Raw genomic sequence first — 16,637 nt, 5'->3', positions numbered from 1 at the left:
CATGGGCTTCGAGCGCGTCTGCAGCCTCACCGAGGTGCCGGCCGACGAGGGCCTCGCGGTCACCGTCGGCGGCCTCGCCGTGGCGGTGGCCCGTGACGGCGAGGAGGTGTTCGCCGTCCAGGACCTGTGCAGCCACGCCGCGGTCGCGCTGAGCGAGGGCGAGGTCGCCGACTGCCAGATCGAGTGCTGGCTGCACGGCTCCCGCTTCGACCTGCGCACCGGCAAGCCGGTCGGCCCGCCCGCGATCGACCCGGTCGCGACCTTCCCCGTGGAGGTCCGCGACGGCGAGGTCTACGTCGACGCCAGCACCACCCTGAACGGCGTGCGGCCCGGCTGAGCGCCGCCACCCACGCCACCACGACTTTCGAACACGAGGAAGAGACAACAATGAGCACGCTGGAGATCAAGGACCTGCACGTCACGGTCGACACCGAGGACGGCCCCAAGGAGATCCTCAAGGGCGTCACGCTGACCATCGGCGACGGCGAGACCCACGCGATCATGGGCCCCAACGGGTCCGGCAAGTCCACGCTGGCCTACTCGATCGCGGGCCACCCGAAGTACACCGTCACCGGCGGCACGGTGCTCCTCGACGGCGAGGACGTGCTGTCCATGTCGGTCGACGAGCGCGCCCGCGCCGGGCTGTTCCTGGCCATGCAGTACCCCGTCGAGGTGCCCGGTGTCTCGGTGTCGAACTTCCTGCGCACCGCGAAGACGGCCGTCGACGGCGAGGCCCCCAAGCTGCGCACCTGGGTCAAGGACGTCAACGGCGCCCTGGAGCGGATGAACCTCGACACGACGTTCTCGCAGCGCTCGGTCAACGAGGGCTTCTCCGGTGGTGAGAAGAAGCGTCACGAGATCGCCCAGCTCGAGCTGCTCGACCCGAAGGTCGCGATCCTCGACGAGACCGACTCCGGCCTCGACATCGACGCGCTCAAGGTCGTCTCGGACGGCGTCAACCGCTTCCGCCAGCAGGAGGGCAAGGGTGTCCTGCTGATCACCCACTACACCCGCATCCTGCGCTACATCCAGCCCGACAAGGTCCACGTCTTCGTCAACGGCCGCGTCGCCGAGCAGGGTGGCCCCGAGCTCGCCGAGCAGCTCGAGGCCGAGGGCTACGACAAGTACGTCAAGGCTTCGGTCTGAGCATGCCTGAGCTGACCGGTCTCCTCCCCGAGCTGGAGGTCATCCGCAAGGACTTCCCGATCCTCGAGCGCGAGCTCGCGGACGGGATGCCCTTGGTCTACCTGGACAGCGCGAACACCTCGCAGAAGCCGCAGTGCGTCATCGACGCCATGGTCGACCACCTCGAGCGGCACAACGCGAACGTCGCGCGTGCGATGCACCAGCTCGGCGCGGAGTCCTCGGAGGCCTTCGAGGGGGCCCGCGACATCGTCGCGGGGTTCCTCAACGCCCCGAGCCGCGATGAGGTGATCTTCACCAAGAACGCCTCCGAGGCGCTCAACCTGGTGGCGAACACCCTCATGTGGGCGACCGGTGAGCTCGAGATCGGCCCCGGAGACGAGGTGCTGATCACCGAGATGGAGCACCACTCCAACATCGTGCCGTGGCAGCTGCTCACCGAGCGCAAGGGCGCGACCCTGCGCTGGTTCGGGCTCACCGACGAGGGCGAGCTCGACCTGTCCAACATCGATGAGCTGATCAACGAGCGCACCAAGGTGGTCTCGCTGACCTGGGTGTCGAACATGCTCGGCACCATCAACCCGGTCGCCGACATCGCCCGCCGTGCCCACGAGGTCGGCGCGATCGTGGTCGTCGACGCCTCCCAGGCGGCGCCGCAGCTCCCCGTCGACGTCGTCGCCTCGGGCGCCGACCTGCTGGCCTTCACCGGCCACAAGGTCGTCGGTCCGACCGGCATCGGCGTGCTCTGGGGTCGTCGCGAGATCCTCGAGAAGCTGCCGCCGTTCCTCGGCGGCGGCGAGATGATCGAGACCGTGCGCATGGAGGGCTCGACGTACGCCGGGCTCCCGCACAAGTTCGAGGCCGGTACGCCGCCGATCGTCGAGGCCGTCGGCCTCGGCGCCGCGCTGCAGTACCTCTCCTCGATCGGCCTCGAGGCGATCCACGCCCACGAGCAGGCGCTCACCGGCTACGCCCTCGAGGGCCTGCAGGGGGTGCCCGGCATGCGGGTGCTGGGTCCGCTCGACCCGACCCGGCGCGGCGGTGCGATCTCCTTCGAGCTCGACGGGGTGCACCCCCACGACATCGCCCAGGTGCTCGACTCGCGCGGCATCGCGGTGCGCGCCGGACACCACTGCGCGCGCCCCGCGCACGCCCGGTTCGGGGTGCAGAGCTCGACGCGGATGTCGTCGTACCTCTACACCACGCCGGCGGAGATCGACACGCTGATCGAGGGCCTCGAGTACACCCGCTCCTACTTCAAGGTGGGCTGATCCGTCGATGACTGCTGACCCGAACCTCGACTCGCTGTACCAGGAGATCATCCTGGACCACTACAAGAACCCCCACCACAAGGGGCTTCGCGAGCCGTTCGGCGCCGAGGTGCACCACGTCAACCCGACCTGCGGTGACGAGATCACCCTGCGCGTCCACCTGGCCGACGGGGCCGAGGGCCCCGTGGTCCAGGACGTCTCCTACGACTCCGTGGGGTGCTCGATCTCGCAGGCCTCCGCCTCCGTGCTGACCGACCTGGTGATCGGACGCCCGGTCGCCGAGGCGATGACGGTGCACGAGAGCTTCCTGACCCTGATGCAGGGCAAGGGCACCGTCGAGCCCGACGAGGACGTCCTCGAGGACGGCATCGCGTTCGCCGGTGTCGCCAAGTTCCCTGCGCGCGTCAAGTGCGCGCTGCTGTCCTGGATGGCGTTCAAGGACGCCACCGCCCGAGTCACCGAGGAGAACCATGCCTGAGACCGAGACCACCGCCGGGGACACCGGCGCCGTGGACCACGGCGACCTGCCGGAGGTGCCCGCGGCGAGCGGCTCGGGCAGCAGCTCGGCCACCTCGTCCGTGAGCGTCGACGACGTCACCGAGGCGATGAAGGACGTCGTCGACCCCGAGCTCGGCATCAACGTCGTCGACCTCGGCCTGGTCTACGACGTGCACATCGACGAGAACGCCAACTGCGTGCTCGACATGACGCTCACCTCGGCGGCCTGCCCGCTGACCGACGTCATCGAGGACCAGACCCACGGCGCGCTCGAGGGCATCGTCAGCGACGTCGCCATCAACTGGGTCTGGATGCCGCCGTGGGGTCCGGACAAGATCACCGACGACGGTCGCGAGCAGCTGCGCGCCCTCGGCTTCAACGTCTGACCCGCACCGACATGGATGCGGTGGAGAACTTCTGGCAGGTCGCGCGCTCGCACGCCCGGCTCCAGCCGCTTCCCGGCTACTTCCCGGCCACTCCGGTCGGTGCGGTGCCGCCGCCCACGTGGTCGTTCGGTGAGGAGCCCGCGCAGGCCGACGCCGGCCTGCGCGAGCTCCTCGACGGCTCGGGCACGACGCTCGCGGTCCCGCTGGCGGAGCTCGAGTCCGCCGGTGTCCCGGCACCCGAGGTCGGCACCCTGGGCATCGTCCTGGACGGCGCGGGGAGCCCGCGGGCCCTGGTGGTGACCGAGCGGGTCGAGGTCGGCCCGGTCGAGGTCGTCGAGCACCTGCGCGTGCTGCACAGCCAGTGACGCCCCCGCCGACGCGGGTGCTCCTCGCCCCGCAGCGCTGGGAGCGCTGGGTGGAGAACTTCCGGGCCCGGCACGGTGCGACCGCGCTGAGCGTCGCGGACGGCGCGCTGGGCGGGCTCGCCGAGGACGGCTCGACGTTCCTCGCGCGGCTGCCGTTCGCCGCGTCGTACGACGGGCCGGCGGACGCTGCGGCCTTCGCGGCTGCGGCGAGCGTGCCGCAGGACTGGGGCGTGCTGCTGGTGCGCAAGGGTGGCTTCGCGGTCGCGCGCCTGGCCGGGGAGCGCACCGTCGCCTCCAAGGTCGGCCAGCGCCACGTGCAGGGACGCACGAAGGCCGGCGGGCAGAGCCAGCAGCGCTTCGCCCGGCGACGCGACAACCAGGCGCGGCAGGCCTACGAGGCGGCCGCCGAGCACGCCGTCCGGATCCTCGGGGACCTCACCGGTCCCGTGGTCACCGGTGGCGATCACACCGCCGTCGAGGAGGTCCTCGCCGACCCGCGGCTGCGCGGCCTGGCGCCGAGCGACCTGTGGCTGGCCGTCCCGGACCCGCGCCGCGCGGTGCTCGAGGAGGCGGTCCGCGACGCCGGCAAGCTGGCCGTCGAGGTCCACAACGCCGAGCCCGGCGAGGACTGAGCCCCGCCGCACCCACGCGCGACCTCCCGGCCGGCGGCCCCTCGCTCTGTCAGGATGACCGGCATGTGGCAGCCCGAGCCCGGCTGGCAGCCCCTTCCCGGTGGCACCGGCACCTCCACCCTGGGGGTCTGGCGCGCCCGGCTCGGCGGGCAGGAGGTGGTCGTCAAGCGGCTGCTCGCCCCGGCAGCGGACGACCCGGCGGCCCTGAGCCAGCCGCGTCACGCGGCGTACTGGCGACGGGAGGCGGACGCCGCGACCAGCGGCCTGCTCGACGCGACGCCGGGGCTGCGGATGCCGACGACGGCCGTCGAGGAGGACGCCGACGGCATCACCCTCGTCCAGGAGTCCGTCGCGGACGCGCGCAACACCGGCCTCTTCGTGGCGCGGGCCCTGGGGCGCTTCGCAGCGAGCGGCGTGCGCGCGCCGTGGCTGGCGAGCGACCAGCTGCGCGACCGGGTGCTGCGCGTCGAGCGGTACGGCGGGTGGCGCACCCTCGCGCGGACGCCGGTCGCCGACGTGGCGGAGCACCTGTGGACCCGGCGCGGCAGCCTGCTGGACTCCCTCGACGCGCTGCCGCAGGTCCTCCAGCACGGCGACCCGGTGCCCGGCAACCTCCCGGGCCGCCACGACGCCGACGTCGTCGCGCTCGACTGGGGCACGCTCGGCACCGGCCCGGTGGGCGGGGACCTCGGGTACTACCTGCTCTCCGCGCGCGAGAGCCTCGAGCCGCTGCTCGAGGCCTACGTCGGCGGGCTGGCCGGGCCGCCGTCCGAGGCGGTGCGCCGCGAGGCAGCGCACGGGGCGCGGGTCACCGCCGTACTCACCGCGCTGAACCGGGCCGAATGGGCGCTGGCCCGGGTGGCCGGGGGAGAGGGCGCGCTCGCCGGCAAGTACCGGCACCCGGCAGTGGCCCCGCACCTGCAGGCCCTGCAGCGCCAGTTCCCACTGATCGAGGACCTGCTGGGCTCAGCGCGCAACCATTAGCCCCGACTCGCGCAACCATTGGCGCCGACTCGCGGGAGGATCAGCGGCGGGGGAGGCTGGCGATCACGTCGGCGATCTGCTGGAGCCGGAACGGCTTGGGCAGGACCCGCGAGACGCCGAGCTCGGCCAGCGTCGGGCGCTCGTCGTGGGCGGAGGCGCTGATCACCACGATCGTCAGGACGGCGCCGATCTCGGGGCGGTTGTTGACCCACCGCACGACGTCGAGACCCGACATCCGCGGCATCGACAGATCGAGCAGGAGCAGGTCGTGCGGCGCACGCTCCAGAGCCTGCACGGCCTCCTGGCCATCCGCGGCCTCGGAGACCTCGTGGTGGCCGAGCTTCTCCAGCATCCGCACGGCGAGGGTGCGCACGGGTTCGAAGTCGTCGGCGACCAGCACCCGCAGGGGTCTCCCCGTGGCCGCGCGCGGCGCCGCCGACCGTTGCTCCCCGCTGGCATCGCTCACGTGGGGCAGGCTAGCGCCTCAGGGTGAGGTCGGCAGCACTCTGCGCGAGGAATCTGCGGCGAAGATGGGGAAGCCCGGTGCCGCCTCTAGACTCGTGCCCCTCATGATCACTGCCTCCCAGCTGGAAGTCCGGGTGGGCGCACGCCTGCTCATGGAGAACGTCTCTTTCCGTGTCGCCGCCGGCGACAAGGTGGGTCTGGTCGGCCGCAACGGCGCCGGCAAGACCACGCTGACGAAGATCCTGGCGGGCGACGCGCTGCCCGCGTCCGGCACCGTCACCCGCTCCGGCGAGCTCGGCTACCTGCCGCAGGACCCGCGTACCGGCGACCCCGAGGTGCTCGCACGCGACCGGATCCTCTCCGCGCGCGGCCTCGACGACGTCGTACGCCGGCTGCGCCAGGCCGAGGAGCAGATGGGCAGCGACGACCCGGCCGTGCGGGAGAAGGCGATGCGGCGCTACTCGCGCGCCGACGACGAGATGCACGCCGCCGGCGGGTACGCCTCGGAGTCCGAGGCGGCCACCATCGCCTCGAGCCTCGGCATCGAGGCCCGCATCCTCGACCAGCCGCTCAAGACGCTGTCGGGCGGCCAGCGCCGTCGCGTGGAGCTCGCCCGGATCCTCTTCTCCGACGCCGAGATCCTGATCCTCGACGAGCCGACCAACCACCTCGACGCCGACTCGATCGTGTGGCTGCGCGACTTCCTGAAGTCCTACAAGGGCGGGTTCATCGTGATCAGCCACGACAACGCGCTGCTCGAGGAGACCGTCAACAAGGTCATGCACCTCGACGCCAACCGCGCGGCGATGGACATCTACAACATGGGCTGGCGCCACTACCTCACCCAGCGCGAGACCGACGAGAAGCGCCGCAAGCGCGAGCGGGTCAACGCCGAGAGCAAGGCCAAGACGCTCACCGACCAGGCCAACAAGATGCGCGCGAAGGCCTCCAAGGCCCAGGCCGCGCAGTCGATGCTCAAGCGCGCCGAGAAGATGCTCGCCGGCGTCGAGGGGGAGCGTGCCTCCGACAAGGTGGCCCGGATCTCCTTCCCGAAGCCGGCTCCCTGCGGCAAGACCCCGATCACCGCGGAGGGCCTGTCGCGCACCTACGGCTCGCTGGAGGTCTTCACCGACGTCAGCCTGGCCATCGACCGCGGCTCCCGGGTCGTGATCCTCGGGCTCAACGGCGCCGGCAAGACCACCCTGCTGCGGATGCTCGCCGGGGTCGACGAGCCGGACAGCGGCCGGGTGATCCCGGGCCACGGGCTCAAGGCCGGCTACTACGCCCAGGAGCACGAGACGCTGGACACCGAGCGGACGGTGCTGGAGAACATGCAGAGCGCCGCGCCCCAGCTCACCGACACCGAGGCACGCTCGGTCCTCGGGTCGTTCCTCTTCTCCGGCGACGACGCACACAAGCCCGCCAAGGTGCTCTCGGGTGGTGAGAAGACCCGGTTGGCGCTCGCCAGCCTCGTCGTCTCCAGCGCCAACGTGCTGCTGCTCGACGAGCCCACCAACAACCTCGACCCGGCCTCCCGCGAGGAGGTGCTCAACGCGATCCGCAGCTATGAGGGCGCGATCGTGCTGGTCACCCACGACGAGGGCGCCGTGCGTGCCCTCGAGCCGGACCGGGTGCTGCTGCTGCCCGACGGCGACGAGGACCTGTGGACCGAGGACTACGCGGACCTGGTGTCGCTGGCCTGACCTCGGGCCTGACCTCGGGCCGGGCCCGGAGGGGGACGGGTGCGCGCCGCGGCGCGCGCCGTTCCTAGACTGCGGCCATGACCTCTCCCGTGAGCCCCGACGTCCTCGCCGACAGCGGCCTGCAGCTCGCCCAGGACGGCGCGGTCCTCACGATCACGCTGGACCGCCCGGCGGTCCGCAACGCCCAGACCCCGCTCATGTGGCGGACCCTGGCCGAGATCGGCGCGTCCATCGGCGACGACGTACGCGTCGTCGTGGTGCGCGGCGTCGGCCAGAGCTTCTCGGCCGGGCTGGACCGCTCGATGCTGGACCCGACCGCCGGCGCCCCGGGCACCGAGACGGTCGCGGACCTGCTCCGCCTCGACGACGCCGGGCTCTCGGCCACGATCGAGGAGTACCAGCGGGGCTTCACGTTCCTGCGCGACCCGCGGTTCGTCTCGATCGCCGCGGTGCAGGGCTACGCGATCGGCGCGGGCTTCCAGCTCGCCCTCTCGTGCGACCTGCGGGTCCTCGCCGAGGACGCCCAGCTGTGCATGAAGGAGTCGGCGCTCGGGCTGGTCCCCGACCTCACGGGAACAAAGCCCCTCGTCGAGGCCGTTGGATATGCACGAGCACTCGAGATCTGCGCCACGGCCCGGATGGTCGACGCGCGCGAGGCCGCAGCCATCGGCCTGGCCCAGCGCGTCGTACCCACCACCGAGCTCGACGCCGCGGTGGCCGACCTCGCAGCTGCTCTCACCGCGCCGATGGTCGGGGCGGTGCGCGAGACCAAGGCGCTCCTGCAGGGGGCGGCCGACCGGAGCCTGGACGAGCAGCGCCGCCTCGAGCGCGAGGCGCAGGGCCGGCGCTTCCGCGAGGTCGCGGCACTCGTCGGGCGCTGAGGCGCCGGGCCGATCGGGCGGCCCGACACCACGATCGAGCACCACGGGGGACACGAGCAGGAACGAGCAGGAGGACAGGTGTCCGGGATGCAGGGCATGGGACCGGCGATGCGCCACTTGCGCACCGATCGCAGTGCGGTGGAGAACAGGATCGAGCGGGGGACCCTGCGACGCATCCTCGCCTTCGCGCGCCCGCACCGGGCGCTGATCGCCGTCTTCCTGGTCCTCACCGTCATCGACGCCGCGACCGTCGTGGTCACGCCGCTGCTGGTCAAGAAGGTCGTCGACGACGGCATCCTCGGCAACGACAGCGGTCTGGTGACCGTGCTGGCCCTGGCGATGGCCGGGTTCGCCGTGCTCAGCGCCATCCTGACCGTGCTCAACGGCTGGTTCTCCTCCCGCATCGGTGAGGGCCTGATCTTCGACCTGCGCACCAGCGTCTTCGCCCACGTGCAGCGCCAGAGCCTGGCGTTCTTCACCCGCACCCAGACCGGCGCCCTCGTCTCGCGGCTCAACAACGACGTGATCGGCGCGCAGCGCGCGTTCACCACCACGCTCTCCAGCACGGTGTCCAACTCGATCGCCGTGGTGGTCGTGGGCATCGCGATGCTCACGCTCAGCTGGCAGGTCACCCTGCTGTGCCTGGCGCTCTTCCCGGTGCTGTTCCTCGCCAGCCGGTTCGTCGGTGCCCGGCTCGCCGGGCTGACGCGGCAGCAGATGGACGGCAACGCCGACCTCGGCAACATGATGACCGAGCGCTTCAACGTCGGCGGCGCGATGCTCCTCAAGCTCTTCGGCCGCCGCGGCGACGAGGACGCGCTCTACGCCACCAAGGCGGCCCGCGTGCGCGACCTGGGCATCCGGATCTCGCTGCTGACGCGGGTCTTCATGGCCGCGATGGCGCTGGTGCCGGCCCTGGCCGTCGCCCTCGTGTACGGCGTGGGCGGCCACCTCGTCCTCGACGACACGCTCACCATCGGCACCCTGCTGGCGCTGGCGACGCTGCTGCTGCGGCTGCTCGGGCCCCTGCAGGGGCTCTCCAACGTGCGCATCGACGTGATGACCGCGCTGGTGAGCTTCGAGCGGGTCTTCGAGGTGCTCGACCTGCCCTCGCTCGTGCAGGAGCGCCCCGGTGCCGGCGAGCTCTCCCCGCAGGCCGCGCGCCTGGAGTTCGACCACGTCGGCTTCACCTACCCGCACGCCGACGACATCTCGCTGGCCTCGCTCGAGGTCGTCGCCCGCTCCGAGTCGCGAGCCGCGGCCCAGGTGCTCCACGACGTCACCTTCACCGCCGAGCCCGGTCAGATGATCGCCCTGGTGGGCCCCTCCGGCGCCGGCAAGACCACCGCCACGCACCTGGTCGCACGCCTCTACGACGTGGACACCGGCGCGGTGCGCCTCGACGGCCACGACGTCCGCGACGTGACCCTCCAGTCCCTCGAGGACGCCGTCGGGTACGTCACCCAGGACGCCCACATGTTCCACGACACGATCCGCAACAACCTGCTCTACGCCCGCCCCGACGCCGACGACGACGCCGTCTGGCACGCGCTGGAGGCCGCGCAGGTGGCCGGGCTGGTGCGATCGCTGCCCGACGGGCTGGACACCGTGGTCGGCGACCGTGGCTACCGGCTCTCCGGCGGCGAGCGCCAGCGGCTCGCGATCGCCCGGCTGCTGCTCAAGGCGCCGTCGGTCGTGGTGCTCGACGAGGCCACCGCCCACCTGGACAGCGAGTCCGAGGTCGCGGTGCAGCGTGCCCTCGACGCGGCCCTGGAGGGCCGCACCTCGCTGGTGATCGCCCACCGGCTCTCCACCGTGCGCCAGGCCGACCAGATCCTGGTGCTGGAGGGCGGCCGGATCGTCCAGCGCGGCACCCACGCCGAGCTGCTCGCGCAGGGCGGCCTCTACGCCGACCTGTACCGCACCCAGTTCCTCGACGACGTCGTGGTGCCCGGCGCCTGACCACCGCGAGTCGGCGCCAATGGTTGCGTGACTCGGCCCTTGTGGTTGCGCGAGCCCGCCGGTACGCCGCCGGAAGGGGTCAGCGGGTGCTGTCGGCCGGGGCCCGGTCCTGCTGCTCGGCGGCCAGTCGGGCCTCGCGCTCGGCCTGCTTGGCGGCCGCCCGACGCGCCCGCCTGATGTCGGCCTTCGACGGCGGCCTCTCGCCCTGGCGCTGCTTGCGGTTGGCAGGCCCGCCGCGCCACTCGTCGTACGCCAGGTAGAGGAAGCCACCCAGGCCGAGGACGCCGAAGAACCACCACTGCAGGCCGTAGAAGAAGTGCGGGCCGTTGTCCAGCGTCGGCAGCTGAGCCGACTCCAGGGGCGCCGCGCTCTGCCCGTCCTCGTCGCGCAGCTCGATCCAGCCGCCGTACGTCGTGCCGAGGCCCTCGGCCTCGCTGATCGCCTCGGAGCTGATCGCGCGCGTGGAGCCGTCGACCACCTCGGTGCTGGAGCCCTCGCCGTCGGGTCGCACCCAGCCGGTCACTGTCACCTCGCCGTCGGGGGGCTCAGGGATGTCGCCGATCGTGCCGCTGATGTCGGCGCGCACCTGCCACCCGCGATTGACGAGCAGCACCGCGCCGTCGGTGGTGCGCAACGGCACGACCACGTCCACACCGCTTCCCTCGCCGGACGGGCTGGTCGCGTAGCGGACCAGCACGGTCTCCTCGGGCAGGTAGCGGCCCGTCGCCTCGACCAGGCGCCACTCGTCGTCGGAGTCGATCTCGGCGCCGGGGGAGAGGACCTCCTCGACCGGGGACGGGGTCAGCATCTCGTTGGTGCGCACCACCTCGTTGGCAGCCTTGCGCTTCTCCAACTGATCGAACTGCCATTCGCCGAGCCACCAGGTCCCGGTACCGAGGACGATGATCGCCAGCAGGAAGAGAATCCAGCGGCGAGTGAACAGGAACGACAAGGACCGCACCTCGCAAGGGTAGCCAGCAAGGCCCGCGTGCCTAGACTGCGGGTGTGATGAGAGCGCTGGAGGACCGCTACGGCCGGGTGGCCACGGATCTGCGCGTCTCCCTGACCGATCGATGCAACCTGCGCTGCTCCTACTGCATGCCGGAGGAGGGCCTGGACTGGCTCGCCAACGAGCGGCTGCTGAGCGACGACGAGGTCGTCCGGCTCATCGACATCGCGGTCACGATCCTCGGGGTCCGCGAGGTGCGGTTCACCGGCGGGGAGCCGCTCGTACGCCGCGGCCTGGTCGACATCGTGCAGCGCACGGCGGCCCTGGCGCCCCGGCCCGAGCTGTCGCTGACGACCAACGCGCTGGGCCTGGCCCGCACCGCCCCCGCCCTCGCCGCGGCGGGCCTGGACCGGGTCAACGTCAGCCTGGACACCGTGCGCCGCGAGACCTTCCTCGAGATCACCCGGCGCGACCGCCTCGACGACGTGATCGCCGGGCTGGAGGCCGCCCAGGCGGCGGGCCTCGGCCCGGTCAAGATCAACGCGGTCCTGCTGCGCGGCGTCAACGACACCCAGGCCGCCGAGCTGCTGGCCTGGTCCCTGGAGCGCGACTACCACCTGCGCTTCATCGAGCAGATGCCGCTCGACGCCCAACACGGCTGGGACCGGGCCGCGATGGTGACCGCCGACGAGATCCTCGCGCACCTCGAGACCCGGTTCTCCCTCTCGCCGGCCGTCGAGCCGCGGGGGAGCGCACCGGCCGAGCTGTTCCGCGTCGACGGCGGCGCGGGCACGGTCGGCGTCATCGCCTCCGTCACCCGCCCGTTCTGCGGGGACTGCGACCGCGTGCGCCTCACCGCCGACGGCCAGGTGCGCAACTGCCTCTTCGCCCGCGAGGAGTCCGACCTGCGCGGCGCGATGCGCGACGGCGCCAGCGACGAGGAGCTGGCCGAGCGGTGGCTGATCGCGATGCGCGGCAAGCGGCCCGGGCACGGGATCGACGACCCGACGTTCCTGCAGCCGGACCGCCCGATGTCCGCGATCGGCGGCTAGCCGAGCCTCAGGCGGCGGGCTCGTGCGGGACGACGTCCTTGAGGAACCCGCGCGAGCCGAGGAACGACGAGAGCGACTCGCGGTGCTCCCCGCAGGCCAGCCAGGTCTTGCGGCGCTCGGGGGTGTGGATCTTGGGGTTGTTCCACAGCAGCTGCCACGCAGCCGGGGCCTGACAGCCCTTCGCCGAGCACAGGTCGGGGTCCATCAGGCGTCGTCCTTCGTCTGGCCCCGGCTCCCGGGGTCCTGCTGGGGTGGAGTGGTCTGGCCGTGCCCGAGCTCGTGGCGGTAGTTGCTGTCGGGCAGCTCGAAGGCGTCCGAGCGGGTCTCCGCCGCGTTGGCCTCGACGACCGCGACGTACGGCAGGAAGATGCCGGCGGCGATCAGCACCGGCCACAGCCAGTTGATGCCCATGGCGCCGGAGATCGCCGCGCCGATCACGCAGGCGGTGCGGATCGTCATCGCCACGATGTAGCGCTTCTGGCGCGCCGCGATGTCGCTGCCGCGGGTCGTGGCGGCGGTGGTGATGCGGACCGCCTCGGACGGGCGGGACCGGTCCTTGGCCATGCGCTCATCCTACGTCGCGCGATGTGACCTACGATCGCAAGCCCGCCCGCTGCACGCAGACCGAGAGGTTCCTCCCATGACCAACCGCACCTACCGCGTCTCCGAGATCGTCGGCACCTCGCCCGAGGGCATCGACGCCGCCATCCGCAACGGCGTCTCCCGGGCCGGCAAGACCCTGCGCCACCTCGACTGGTTCGAGGTCACCCAGATCCGCGGCCAGGTCAAGGACGGCGAGGTCGAGCACTTCCAGGTCGGCATGAAGGTCGGCTTCCGCCTCGAGGACGACTGACCTCCCGCTCGCGACTGCGAGCCCGGCGCACCCTCGACGGCGCGCCGGGCACCTGTTTTCGTCTACCCCCCGGTAATCACTAGCGTCAGGCGACGTGAGCGACGCAACGCCCGACCCCAGGTCCGAGTCCAGTCCTGAGAGCCCCCGTTCGGTGCTCGTCACCGGCGGCAACCGTGGCATCGGCCGCGCCATCGCCGAGGCGTTCCTGGCCCAGGGCGACAAGGTGGCGGTGACCACCCGCTCCGGCGGCGCACCCATGGGCGCGCTGGACGTGCGCTGCGACGTGACCGACCCGGCCGCCGTCGACGCCGCGTTCGCCGTCATCGAGGCGGCCCACGGCCCCGTGGAGGTGCTGGTCGCCAACGCCGGCATCACCGCCGACACGCTGCTGCTGCGCATGTCGGAGGACGACTGGTCCTCGGTGATCGACACCAACCTCACCGGCACCTTCCGCCTGGCGAAGCGCGCCAGCAAGGGGATGCTGCGCCTCCGGCGCGGCCGGATCATCCTCATCTCGTCCGTGGTCGGCATGCTCGGCTCCGCCGGGCAGGTCAACTACGCCGCGTCGAAGGCCGGCCTGGTCGGCATGGCGCGCTCGATCGCCCGCGAGCTCGGGTCCCGCTCGATCACCGCCAACGTCGTCGCCCCGGGCTTCGTCGAGACCGACATGACCGGCGTGCTCAGTGACGAGCAGAAGGCCGCGATCAAGTCCCAGGTGCCGCTCGGGCGCTACGCCCAGCCCGCCGAGGTGGCCAGTGCGGTCACCTGGCTGGCGGGCCCCGGCGCCGCCTACGTGACCGGTGCGGTGATCCCGGTCGACGGCGGCCTCGGCATGGGCCACTGACCCGCACCACCGACCCGTACACATCGAGCACGAGCGCGAGAGCAGAGGACGACATGGGAATTCTCGACGGCAAGCGGATCCTGGTGGCCGGGGTGACGATGGACTCCTCCATCGGCTTCGCCACCGCCAAGGTCGCGCAGGAGCAGGGCGCCACCGTGCTCATCTCCAACTTCGGCCGCGCGCTGGGCATCACCCGGCGCATCGCCAAGCGGCTGCCGGTCGAGCCCCCGGTCCTCGAGCTGGACGTCACCGACGCCGAGCACCTCGAGCGCCTGCCCGAGCTGGTCCGCGAGCACGTCGACGGCCTCGACGGCGTCGTGCACTCCATCGCCTACGGCAACCCCGAGACGCTGCTCGGCGGCAAGTTCATGACCGGGCCGTGGGAGGACGTCGCCCAGGCGGTGCACGTCTCGGCGTACTCCCTCGCCTCCCTCGCCCGGGCGGCCAAGCCGCTGATGGGCCCGGGGTCCTCGGTCGTGGGCCTCACCTTCGACGCGACCGTCGCGTGGCCGGCGTACGACTGGATGGGGGTGGCCAAGGCCGGGCTCGAGTCGACCTCGCGCTACCTCGCCCGCGACCTCGGCGCCGACGGCATCCGCTGCAACCTGGTCTCCGCCGGACCGCTGAAGACCCTGGCCGCCAAGGCGATCCCGGGCTTCTCCGACCTGGAGGCGATGTGGGAGACCCGCGCGCCGCTCGGGTGGGACAACGCCGACCACACCCCGACCGCCAAGGCCGTCTGCGCCCTGCTCTCGGACTTCTTCCCGGCCACCACCGGGGAGATCGTGCACGTCGACGGCGGCTTCCACGCGATGGGCGCCTGAGCGCCGCCGGGCGCCTCGTGTGCCACGCTGGGAGGCGTGAGCGAGCAACCACGCCTCCTGGTCCTGATGCGTCATGCCCAGGCCGAGGCCCACGGTCCGAGCGACCAGGAGCGTGAGCTCGCCCCGCGCGGGCGTCGCGATGCCCGCGTCGGCGGCGAGTGGCTGGCCGCCCGGGGCATCACCGCGGACGCCGCATTGGTCTCCGGCGCGCTGCGCACCCGGGAGACCTGGGAGTCGCTGGCGACCGGCGCCGGCTGGGACCTCGACGCCGCGTCGTACGACGACGGGCTCTACTCCGCCGGGCCGGAGAGCGCCCTGGACCTGATCCGGGCGACCGACGACGCAGTGCGCACCCTGGTGGTGATCGGCCACAACCCCACGGTGGGGATGCTGGCCCAGCAGCTCGACGACGGGCAGGGCGACCCCGAGGCGTCGGCCGCGATGCTCGGCGGCCACCCGACCGCCGCGACGACCGTGTTCGAGGTCGGCGGCGGCTGGGCAGGTCTCGGCGCCGAGGGCGCCCGGGTGGTCGCCTTCCACGTGCCCCGCGGCTGACCCGCGGGCGAGGCGCCGCAAGGCGCCGGCAGCCTCAGACCGGCGGTGCCGGCGTCACGATCCCGGCCGCGGCGTCCGCGGCCTCGACCTCCTCGCGGGAGATCCCGAGGAGGTACATGATCGTGTCGAGGTAGGGCACGTTGACCGCGGTGTCGGCGGCGTCGCGCACCATCGGCTTGGCGTTGTAGGCGATGCCGAGGCCTGCGGAGCCGAGCATGTCGAGGTCGTTGGCACCGTCGCCGATGGCGATCACCGCGTCCTCGGAGACCCCGACCTCGGCGGCGAACTCACGCAGGGCGCGCGCCTTGCCGGCCCGGTCCACGACCTCGCCGACGACGCGGCCGGTGAGCCGGCCGTCGACGATCTCGAGCTCGTTGGCGCGGGCGTAGTGGATGCCGAGGTCGGCGGCGAGCCGGTCGGTGATCTGGCTGAACCCGCCCGACACGATTGCGAAGCGGTAGCCCAGCCGGCTCAGGGTGCGCACGAGCGTGCGTGCCCCGGGGGCGAGGACGATCGAGTCGTAGACCTCGTCCAGCGCGCTGGCCGGGACCCCCTCCAGCAGCCGGACCCGCTCGCGCAGGGACTGCTCGAAGTCGAGCTCGCCGCGCATCGCGGCCTCGGTCACCTCGGCGACCTTCTCCTCGCAGCCGGCGTGGGCCGCGATCATCTCGATCACCTCGCCCTGGATGAGCGTGGAGTCGACGTCCATCACGATCAGTCGCTGGCCGCGGCGCACGAGGCTGGCCGGCTGCACGGCCACGTCGATGCCCTGGGCGGCGCCCTCGGCGGCCAGCAGCGCACGCAGGCGGGCCGGGTCGGCGCCGGAGACGTGCAGCTCGATGGCGGTGACGGGGTAGCGGGCCATCCGCTCGATGCGGTCGATGTTGGCGCCGGCGTCGGCGATCCGTCCGGCGATCGCGGCCATCGCGGCGGGCCGCAGCGGGCTGCCCAGCAGCGTGACGTGCGAGCGGCCCTGCGGCCGCGGCCGGTTGTCGCCGGTGCCGGGCTCGATCTCGACGCTCATGCCGAGCTCCTCGCCGGTGCGGTGCACCGCCTCGCTGAGGCGGCGCCAGTCGCGCGGCGCGGTGACGAGGACGCCGAGCACGAGGCGCCGGCGCAGCACGATCTGCTCGACGTCGAGCACCTGCACGTGGGTCTGCGCGAGCGTCGAGAAGACCGCGGAGGTCACGCCGGGCCGGTCCTTGCCGGTGAGCGTGATCAGGAGGGTCTCGGGCCGGGCGCCTGGGGTCTGTGTCATCGCGGGACGAGG

At 72.3% G+C, this 16,637-nt stretch carries 21 protein-coding genes; 16 read left to right on the top strand and 5 right to left on the bottom strand.

Going from position 1 to position 16,637, the window contains the following annotated elements; genetic code table 11:
* The first annotated feature begins 1 nt into the window (after position 1).
* From HBO46_RS10115 to HBO46_RS10080, 8 genes are all read left to right on the top strand, one after another.
* A complete protein-coding gene (locus HBO46_RS10115; RefSeq protein ID WP_166138188.1) occupies positions 2 to 337 on the top strand; it encodes a non-heme iron oxygenase ferredoxin subunit in 336 nt (111 codons plus the stop codon).
* A 50-nt stretch (positions 338 to 387) separates the two neighbouring features.
* Positions 388 to 1,146 (top strand): Fe-S cluster assembly ATPase SufC, encoded by a 759-nt coding sequence (sufC, locus tag HBO46_RS10110; RefSeq protein ID WP_166138192.1) that lies wholly within the window; start codon positions 388 to 390, stop codon positions 1,144 to 1,146.
* A gap of 2 nt (positions 1,147 to 1,148) precedes the next feature.
* Positions 1,149 to 2,414, top strand: a complete 1,266-nt coding sequence (locus HBO46_RS10105; protein ID WP_166138195.1) for a cysteine desulfurase — start codon at positions 1,149 to 1,151, stop codon at positions 2,412 to 2,414.
* 7 nt (positions 2,415 to 2,421) lie between these two features.
* The gene (gene sufU / locus HBO46_RS10100) at positions 2,422 to 2,892 is read left to right on the top strand and encodes a Fe-S cluster assembly sulfur transfer protein SufU (RefSeq protein WP_166138198.1); all 471 of its coding nucleotides are present in this window, start codon (positions 2,422 to 2,424) and stop codon (positions 2,890 to 2,892) included.
* Positions 2,885 to 3,298, top strand: a complete 414-nt coding sequence (locus HBO46_RS10095) for a metal-sulfur cluster assembly factor (RefSeq protein ID WP_166138201.1) — start codon at positions 2,885 to 2,887, stop codon at positions 3,296 to 3,298. Before sufU ends, HBO46_RS10095 begins: the two co-directional genes overlap by 8 nt.
* Before the next feature lie 11 nt (positions 3,299 to 3,309).
* Positions 3,310 to 3,663, top strand: coding sequence for an ASCH domain-containing protein (locus tag HBO46_RS10090; protein ID WP_166138204.1), 354 nt, complete (start codon positions 3,310 to 3,312; stop codon positions 3,661 to 3,663).
* On the top strand, positions 3,660 to 4,295 hold the full coding sequence (locus tag HBO46_RS10085) for an acVLRF1 family peptidyl-tRNA hydrolase (RefSeq protein ID WP_224769477.1): 636 nt from the start codon (positions 3,660 to 3,662) through the stop codon (positions 4,293 to 4,295). The genes HBO46_RS10090 and HBO46_RS10085 overlap by 4 nt, the downstream gene beginning before the upstream one ends.
* Positions 4,296 to 4,358: 63 nt before the next feature.
* Positions 4,359 to 5,279, top strand: a complete 921-nt coding sequence (locus tag HBO46_RS10080) for a phosphotransferase (RefSeq protein ID WP_166138207.1) — start codon at positions 4,359 to 4,361, stop codon at positions 5,277 to 5,279.
* A 40-nt stretch (positions 5,280 to 5,319) separates the two neighbouring features.
* Here HBO46_RS10080 and HBO46_RS10075 read toward each other — a convergent pair whose 3' ends face one another.
* Complete coding sequence (locus tag HBO46_RS10075) at positions 5,320 to 5,745, bottom strand: response regulator (RefSeq protein ID WP_166138210.1); 426 nt, start codon at positions 5,743 to 5,745, stop codon at positions 5,320 to 5,322.
* 103 nt (positions 5,746 to 5,848) lie between these two features.
* On the opposite strand from HBO46_RS10075, the gene HBO46_RS10070 reads away from it, so the two are divergent.
* The 3 genes from HBO46_RS10070 to HBO46_RS10060 all read left to right on the top strand — a co-directional run bounded on the left by HBO46_RS10070 (position 5,849) and on the right by HBO46_RS10060 (position 10,290).
* Positions 5,849 to 7,447 (top strand): ABC-F family ATP-binding cassette domain-containing protein, encoded by a 1,599-nt coding sequence (locus tag HBO46_RS10070; RefSeq protein WP_166138213.1) that lies wholly within the window; start codon positions 5,849 to 5,851, stop codon positions 7,445 to 7,447.
* A gap of 77 nt (positions 7,448 to 7,524) precedes the next feature.
* Positions 7,525 to 8,328, top strand: coding sequence for an enoyl-CoA hydratase/isomerase family protein (locus tag HBO46_RS10065; protein ID WP_166138216.1), 804 nt, complete (start codon positions 7,525 to 7,527; stop codon positions 8,326 to 8,328).
* Positions 8,329 to 8,415: 87 nt separating this feature from the next.
* Positions 8,416 to 10,290, top strand: coding sequence for an ABC transporter ATP-binding protein (locus HBO46_RS10060; RefSeq protein ID WP_166138920.1), 1,875 nt, complete (start codon positions 8,416 to 8,418; stop codon positions 10,288 to 10,290).
* Between the two features lie 79 nt (positions 10,291 to 10,369).
* Here the strand turns inward: HBO46_RS10060 and HBO46_RS10055 are convergent, their stop codons facing one another.
* On the bottom strand, positions 10,370 to 11,251 hold the full coding sequence (locus HBO46_RS10055) for an SURF1 family cytochrome oxidase biogenesis protein (protein WP_166138219.1): 882 nt from the start codon (positions 11,249 to 11,251) through the stop codon (positions 10,370 to 10,372).
* 47 nt (positions 11,252 to 11,298) lie between these two features.
* Here HBO46_RS10055 and moaA point away from each other — a divergent pair, with 47 nt between their 5' ends.
* Positions 11,299 to 12,291, top strand: a complete 993-nt coding sequence (gene moaA, locus HBO46_RS10050; RefSeq protein WP_166138922.1) for a GTP 3',8-cyclase MoaA — start codon at positions 11,299 to 11,301, stop codon at positions 12,289 to 12,291.
* Positions 12,292 to 12,298: 7 nt separating this feature from the next.
* Here moaA and HBO46_RS10045 read toward each other — a convergent pair whose 3' ends face one another.
* Positions 12,299 to 12,496 carry an acetone carboxylase gene (locus HBO46_RS10045; RefSeq protein WP_166138222.1) on the bottom strand — a complete coding sequence of 66 codons (198 nt, stop codon included), beginning with the start codon at positions 12,494 to 12,496 and terminating at the stop codon, positions 12,299 to 12,301.
* On the bottom strand, positions 12,496 to 12,855 hold the full coding sequence (locus HBO46_RS10040; protein WP_166138225.1) for a DUF3099 domain-containing protein: 360 nt from the start codon (positions 12,853 to 12,855) through the stop codon (positions 12,496 to 12,498). Before HBO46_RS10040 ends, HBO46_RS10045 begins: the two co-directional genes overlap by 1 nt.
* Before the next feature lie 76 nt (positions 12,856 to 12,931).
* Here HBO46_RS10040 and HBO46_RS10035 point away from each other — a divergent pair, with 76 nt between their 5' ends.
* From HBO46_RS10035 to HBO46_RS10020, 4 genes are all read left to right on the top strand, one after another.
* Positions 12,932 to 13,144, top strand: a complete 213-nt coding sequence (locus HBO46_RS10035; protein ID WP_153323372.1) for a dodecin — start codon at positions 12,932 to 12,934, stop codon at positions 13,142 to 13,144.
* 94 nt (positions 13,145 to 13,238) lie between these two features.
* Entirely contained in the window at positions 13,239 to 13,988 is a 750-nt protein-coding gene (gene fabG, locus HBO46_RS10030) for a 3-oxoacyl-ACP reductase FabG (protein WP_166138228.1), read from the top strand.
* Positions 13,989 to 14,041: 53 nt separating this feature from the next.
* Positions 14,042 to 14,812: an enoyl-ACP reductase FabI gene (gene fabI / locus HBO46_RS10025; RefSeq protein ID WP_166138231.1), complete on the top strand. Its 771-nt coding sequence runs from the start codon at positions 14,042 to 14,044 to the stop codon at positions 14,810 to 14,812.
* Between the two features lie 36 nt (positions 14,813 to 14,848).
* On the top strand, positions 14,849 to 15,367 hold the full coding sequence (locus HBO46_RS10020; RefSeq protein ID WP_166138234.1) for a SixA phosphatase family protein: 519 nt from the start codon (positions 14,849 to 14,851) through the stop codon (positions 15,365 to 15,367).
* 34 nt (positions 15,368 to 15,401) lie between these two features.
* Here the strand turns inward: HBO46_RS10020 and serB are convergent, their stop codons facing one another.
* Positions 15,402 to 16,625 carry a phosphoserine phosphatase SerB gene (gene serB, locus HBO46_RS10015; protein ID WP_166138237.1) on the bottom strand — a complete coding sequence of 408 codons (1,224 nt, stop codon included), beginning with the start codon at positions 16,623 to 16,625 and terminating at the stop codon, positions 15,402 to 15,404.
* Positions 16,626 to 16,637: the final 12 nt, after the last annotated feature.

It is taken from the genome of Nocardioides ochotonae (assembly GCF_011420305.2).
In the GTDB taxonomy this organism is placed as follows: domain Bacteria; phylum Actinomycetota; class Actinomycetes; order Propionibacteriales; family Nocardioidaceae; genus Nocardioides; species Nocardioides ochotonae.
Note: the sequence above shows the minus strand (reverse complement) of the source record. Positions and strands in the feature narration are given on the sequence as shown.

Bases quoted from the DNA above. Each gene is read 5' to 3' on its own strand.
- HBO46_RS10115 (WP_166138188.1), top strand. From the start codon at position 2: ATGGGCTTCGAGCGCGTCTGCAGCCTCACCGAGGTGCCGGCCGACGAG.
- sufC (WP_166138192.1), top strand. From the start codon at position 388: ATGAGCACGCTGGAGATCAAGGACCTGCACGTCACGGTCGACACCGAG.
- HBO46_RS10105 (WP_166138195.1), top strand. From the start codon at position 1,149: ATGCCTGAGCTGACCGGTCTCCTCCCCGAGCTGGAGGTCATCCGCAAG.
- sufU (WP_166138198.1), top strand. From the start codon at position 2,422: ATGACTGCTGACCCGAACCTCGACTCGCTGTACCAGGAGATCATCCTG.
- HBO46_RS10095 (WP_166138201.1), top strand. From the start codon at position 2,885: ATGCCTGAGACCGAGACCACCGCCGGGGACACCGGCGCCGTGGACCAC.
- HBO46_RS10090 (WP_166138204.1), top strand. From the start codon at position 3,310: ATGGATGCGGTGGAGAACTTCTGGCAGGTCGCGCGCTCGCACGCCCGG.
- HBO46_RS10080 (WP_166138207.1), top strand. From the start codon at position 4,359: ATGTGGCAGCCCGAGCCCGGCTGGCAGCCCCTTCCCGGTGGCACCGGC.
- HBO46_RS10070 (WP_166138213.1), top strand. From the start codon at position 5,849: ATGATCACTGCCTCCCAGCTGGAAGTCCGGGTGGGCGCACGCCTGCTC.
- HBO46_RS10065 (WP_166138216.1), top strand. From the start codon at position 7,525: ATGACCTCTCCCGTGAGCCCCGACGTCCTCGCCGACAGCGGCCTGCAG.
- HBO46_RS10060 (WP_166138920.1), top strand. From the start codon at position 8,416: ATGCAGGGCATGGGACCGGCGATGCGCCACTTGCGCACCGATCGCAGT.
- moaA (WP_166138922.1), top strand. From the start codon at position 11,299: ATGAGAGCGCTGGAGGACCGCTACGGCCGGGTGGCCACGGATCTGCGC.
- HBO46_RS10045 (WP_166138222.1), bottom strand. From the start codon at position 12,496: ATGGACCCCGACCTGTGCTCGGCGAAGGGCTGTCAGGCCCCGGCTGCG.
- HBO46_RS10040 (WP_166138225.1), bottom strand. From the start codon at position 12,855: ATGGCCAAGGACCGGTCCCGCCCGTCCGAGGCGGTCCGCATCACCACC.
- HBO46_RS10035 (WP_153323372.1), top strand. From the start codon at position 12,932: ATGACCAACCGCACCTACCGCGTCTCCGAGATCGTCGGCACCTCGCCC.
- fabI (WP_166138231.1), top strand. From the start codon at position 14,042: ATGGGAATTCTCGACGGCAAGCGGATCCTGGTGGCCGGGGTGACGATG.
- serB (WP_166138237.1), bottom strand. From the start codon at position 16,625: ATGACACAGACCCCAGGCGCCCGGCCCGAGACCCTCCTGATCACGCTC.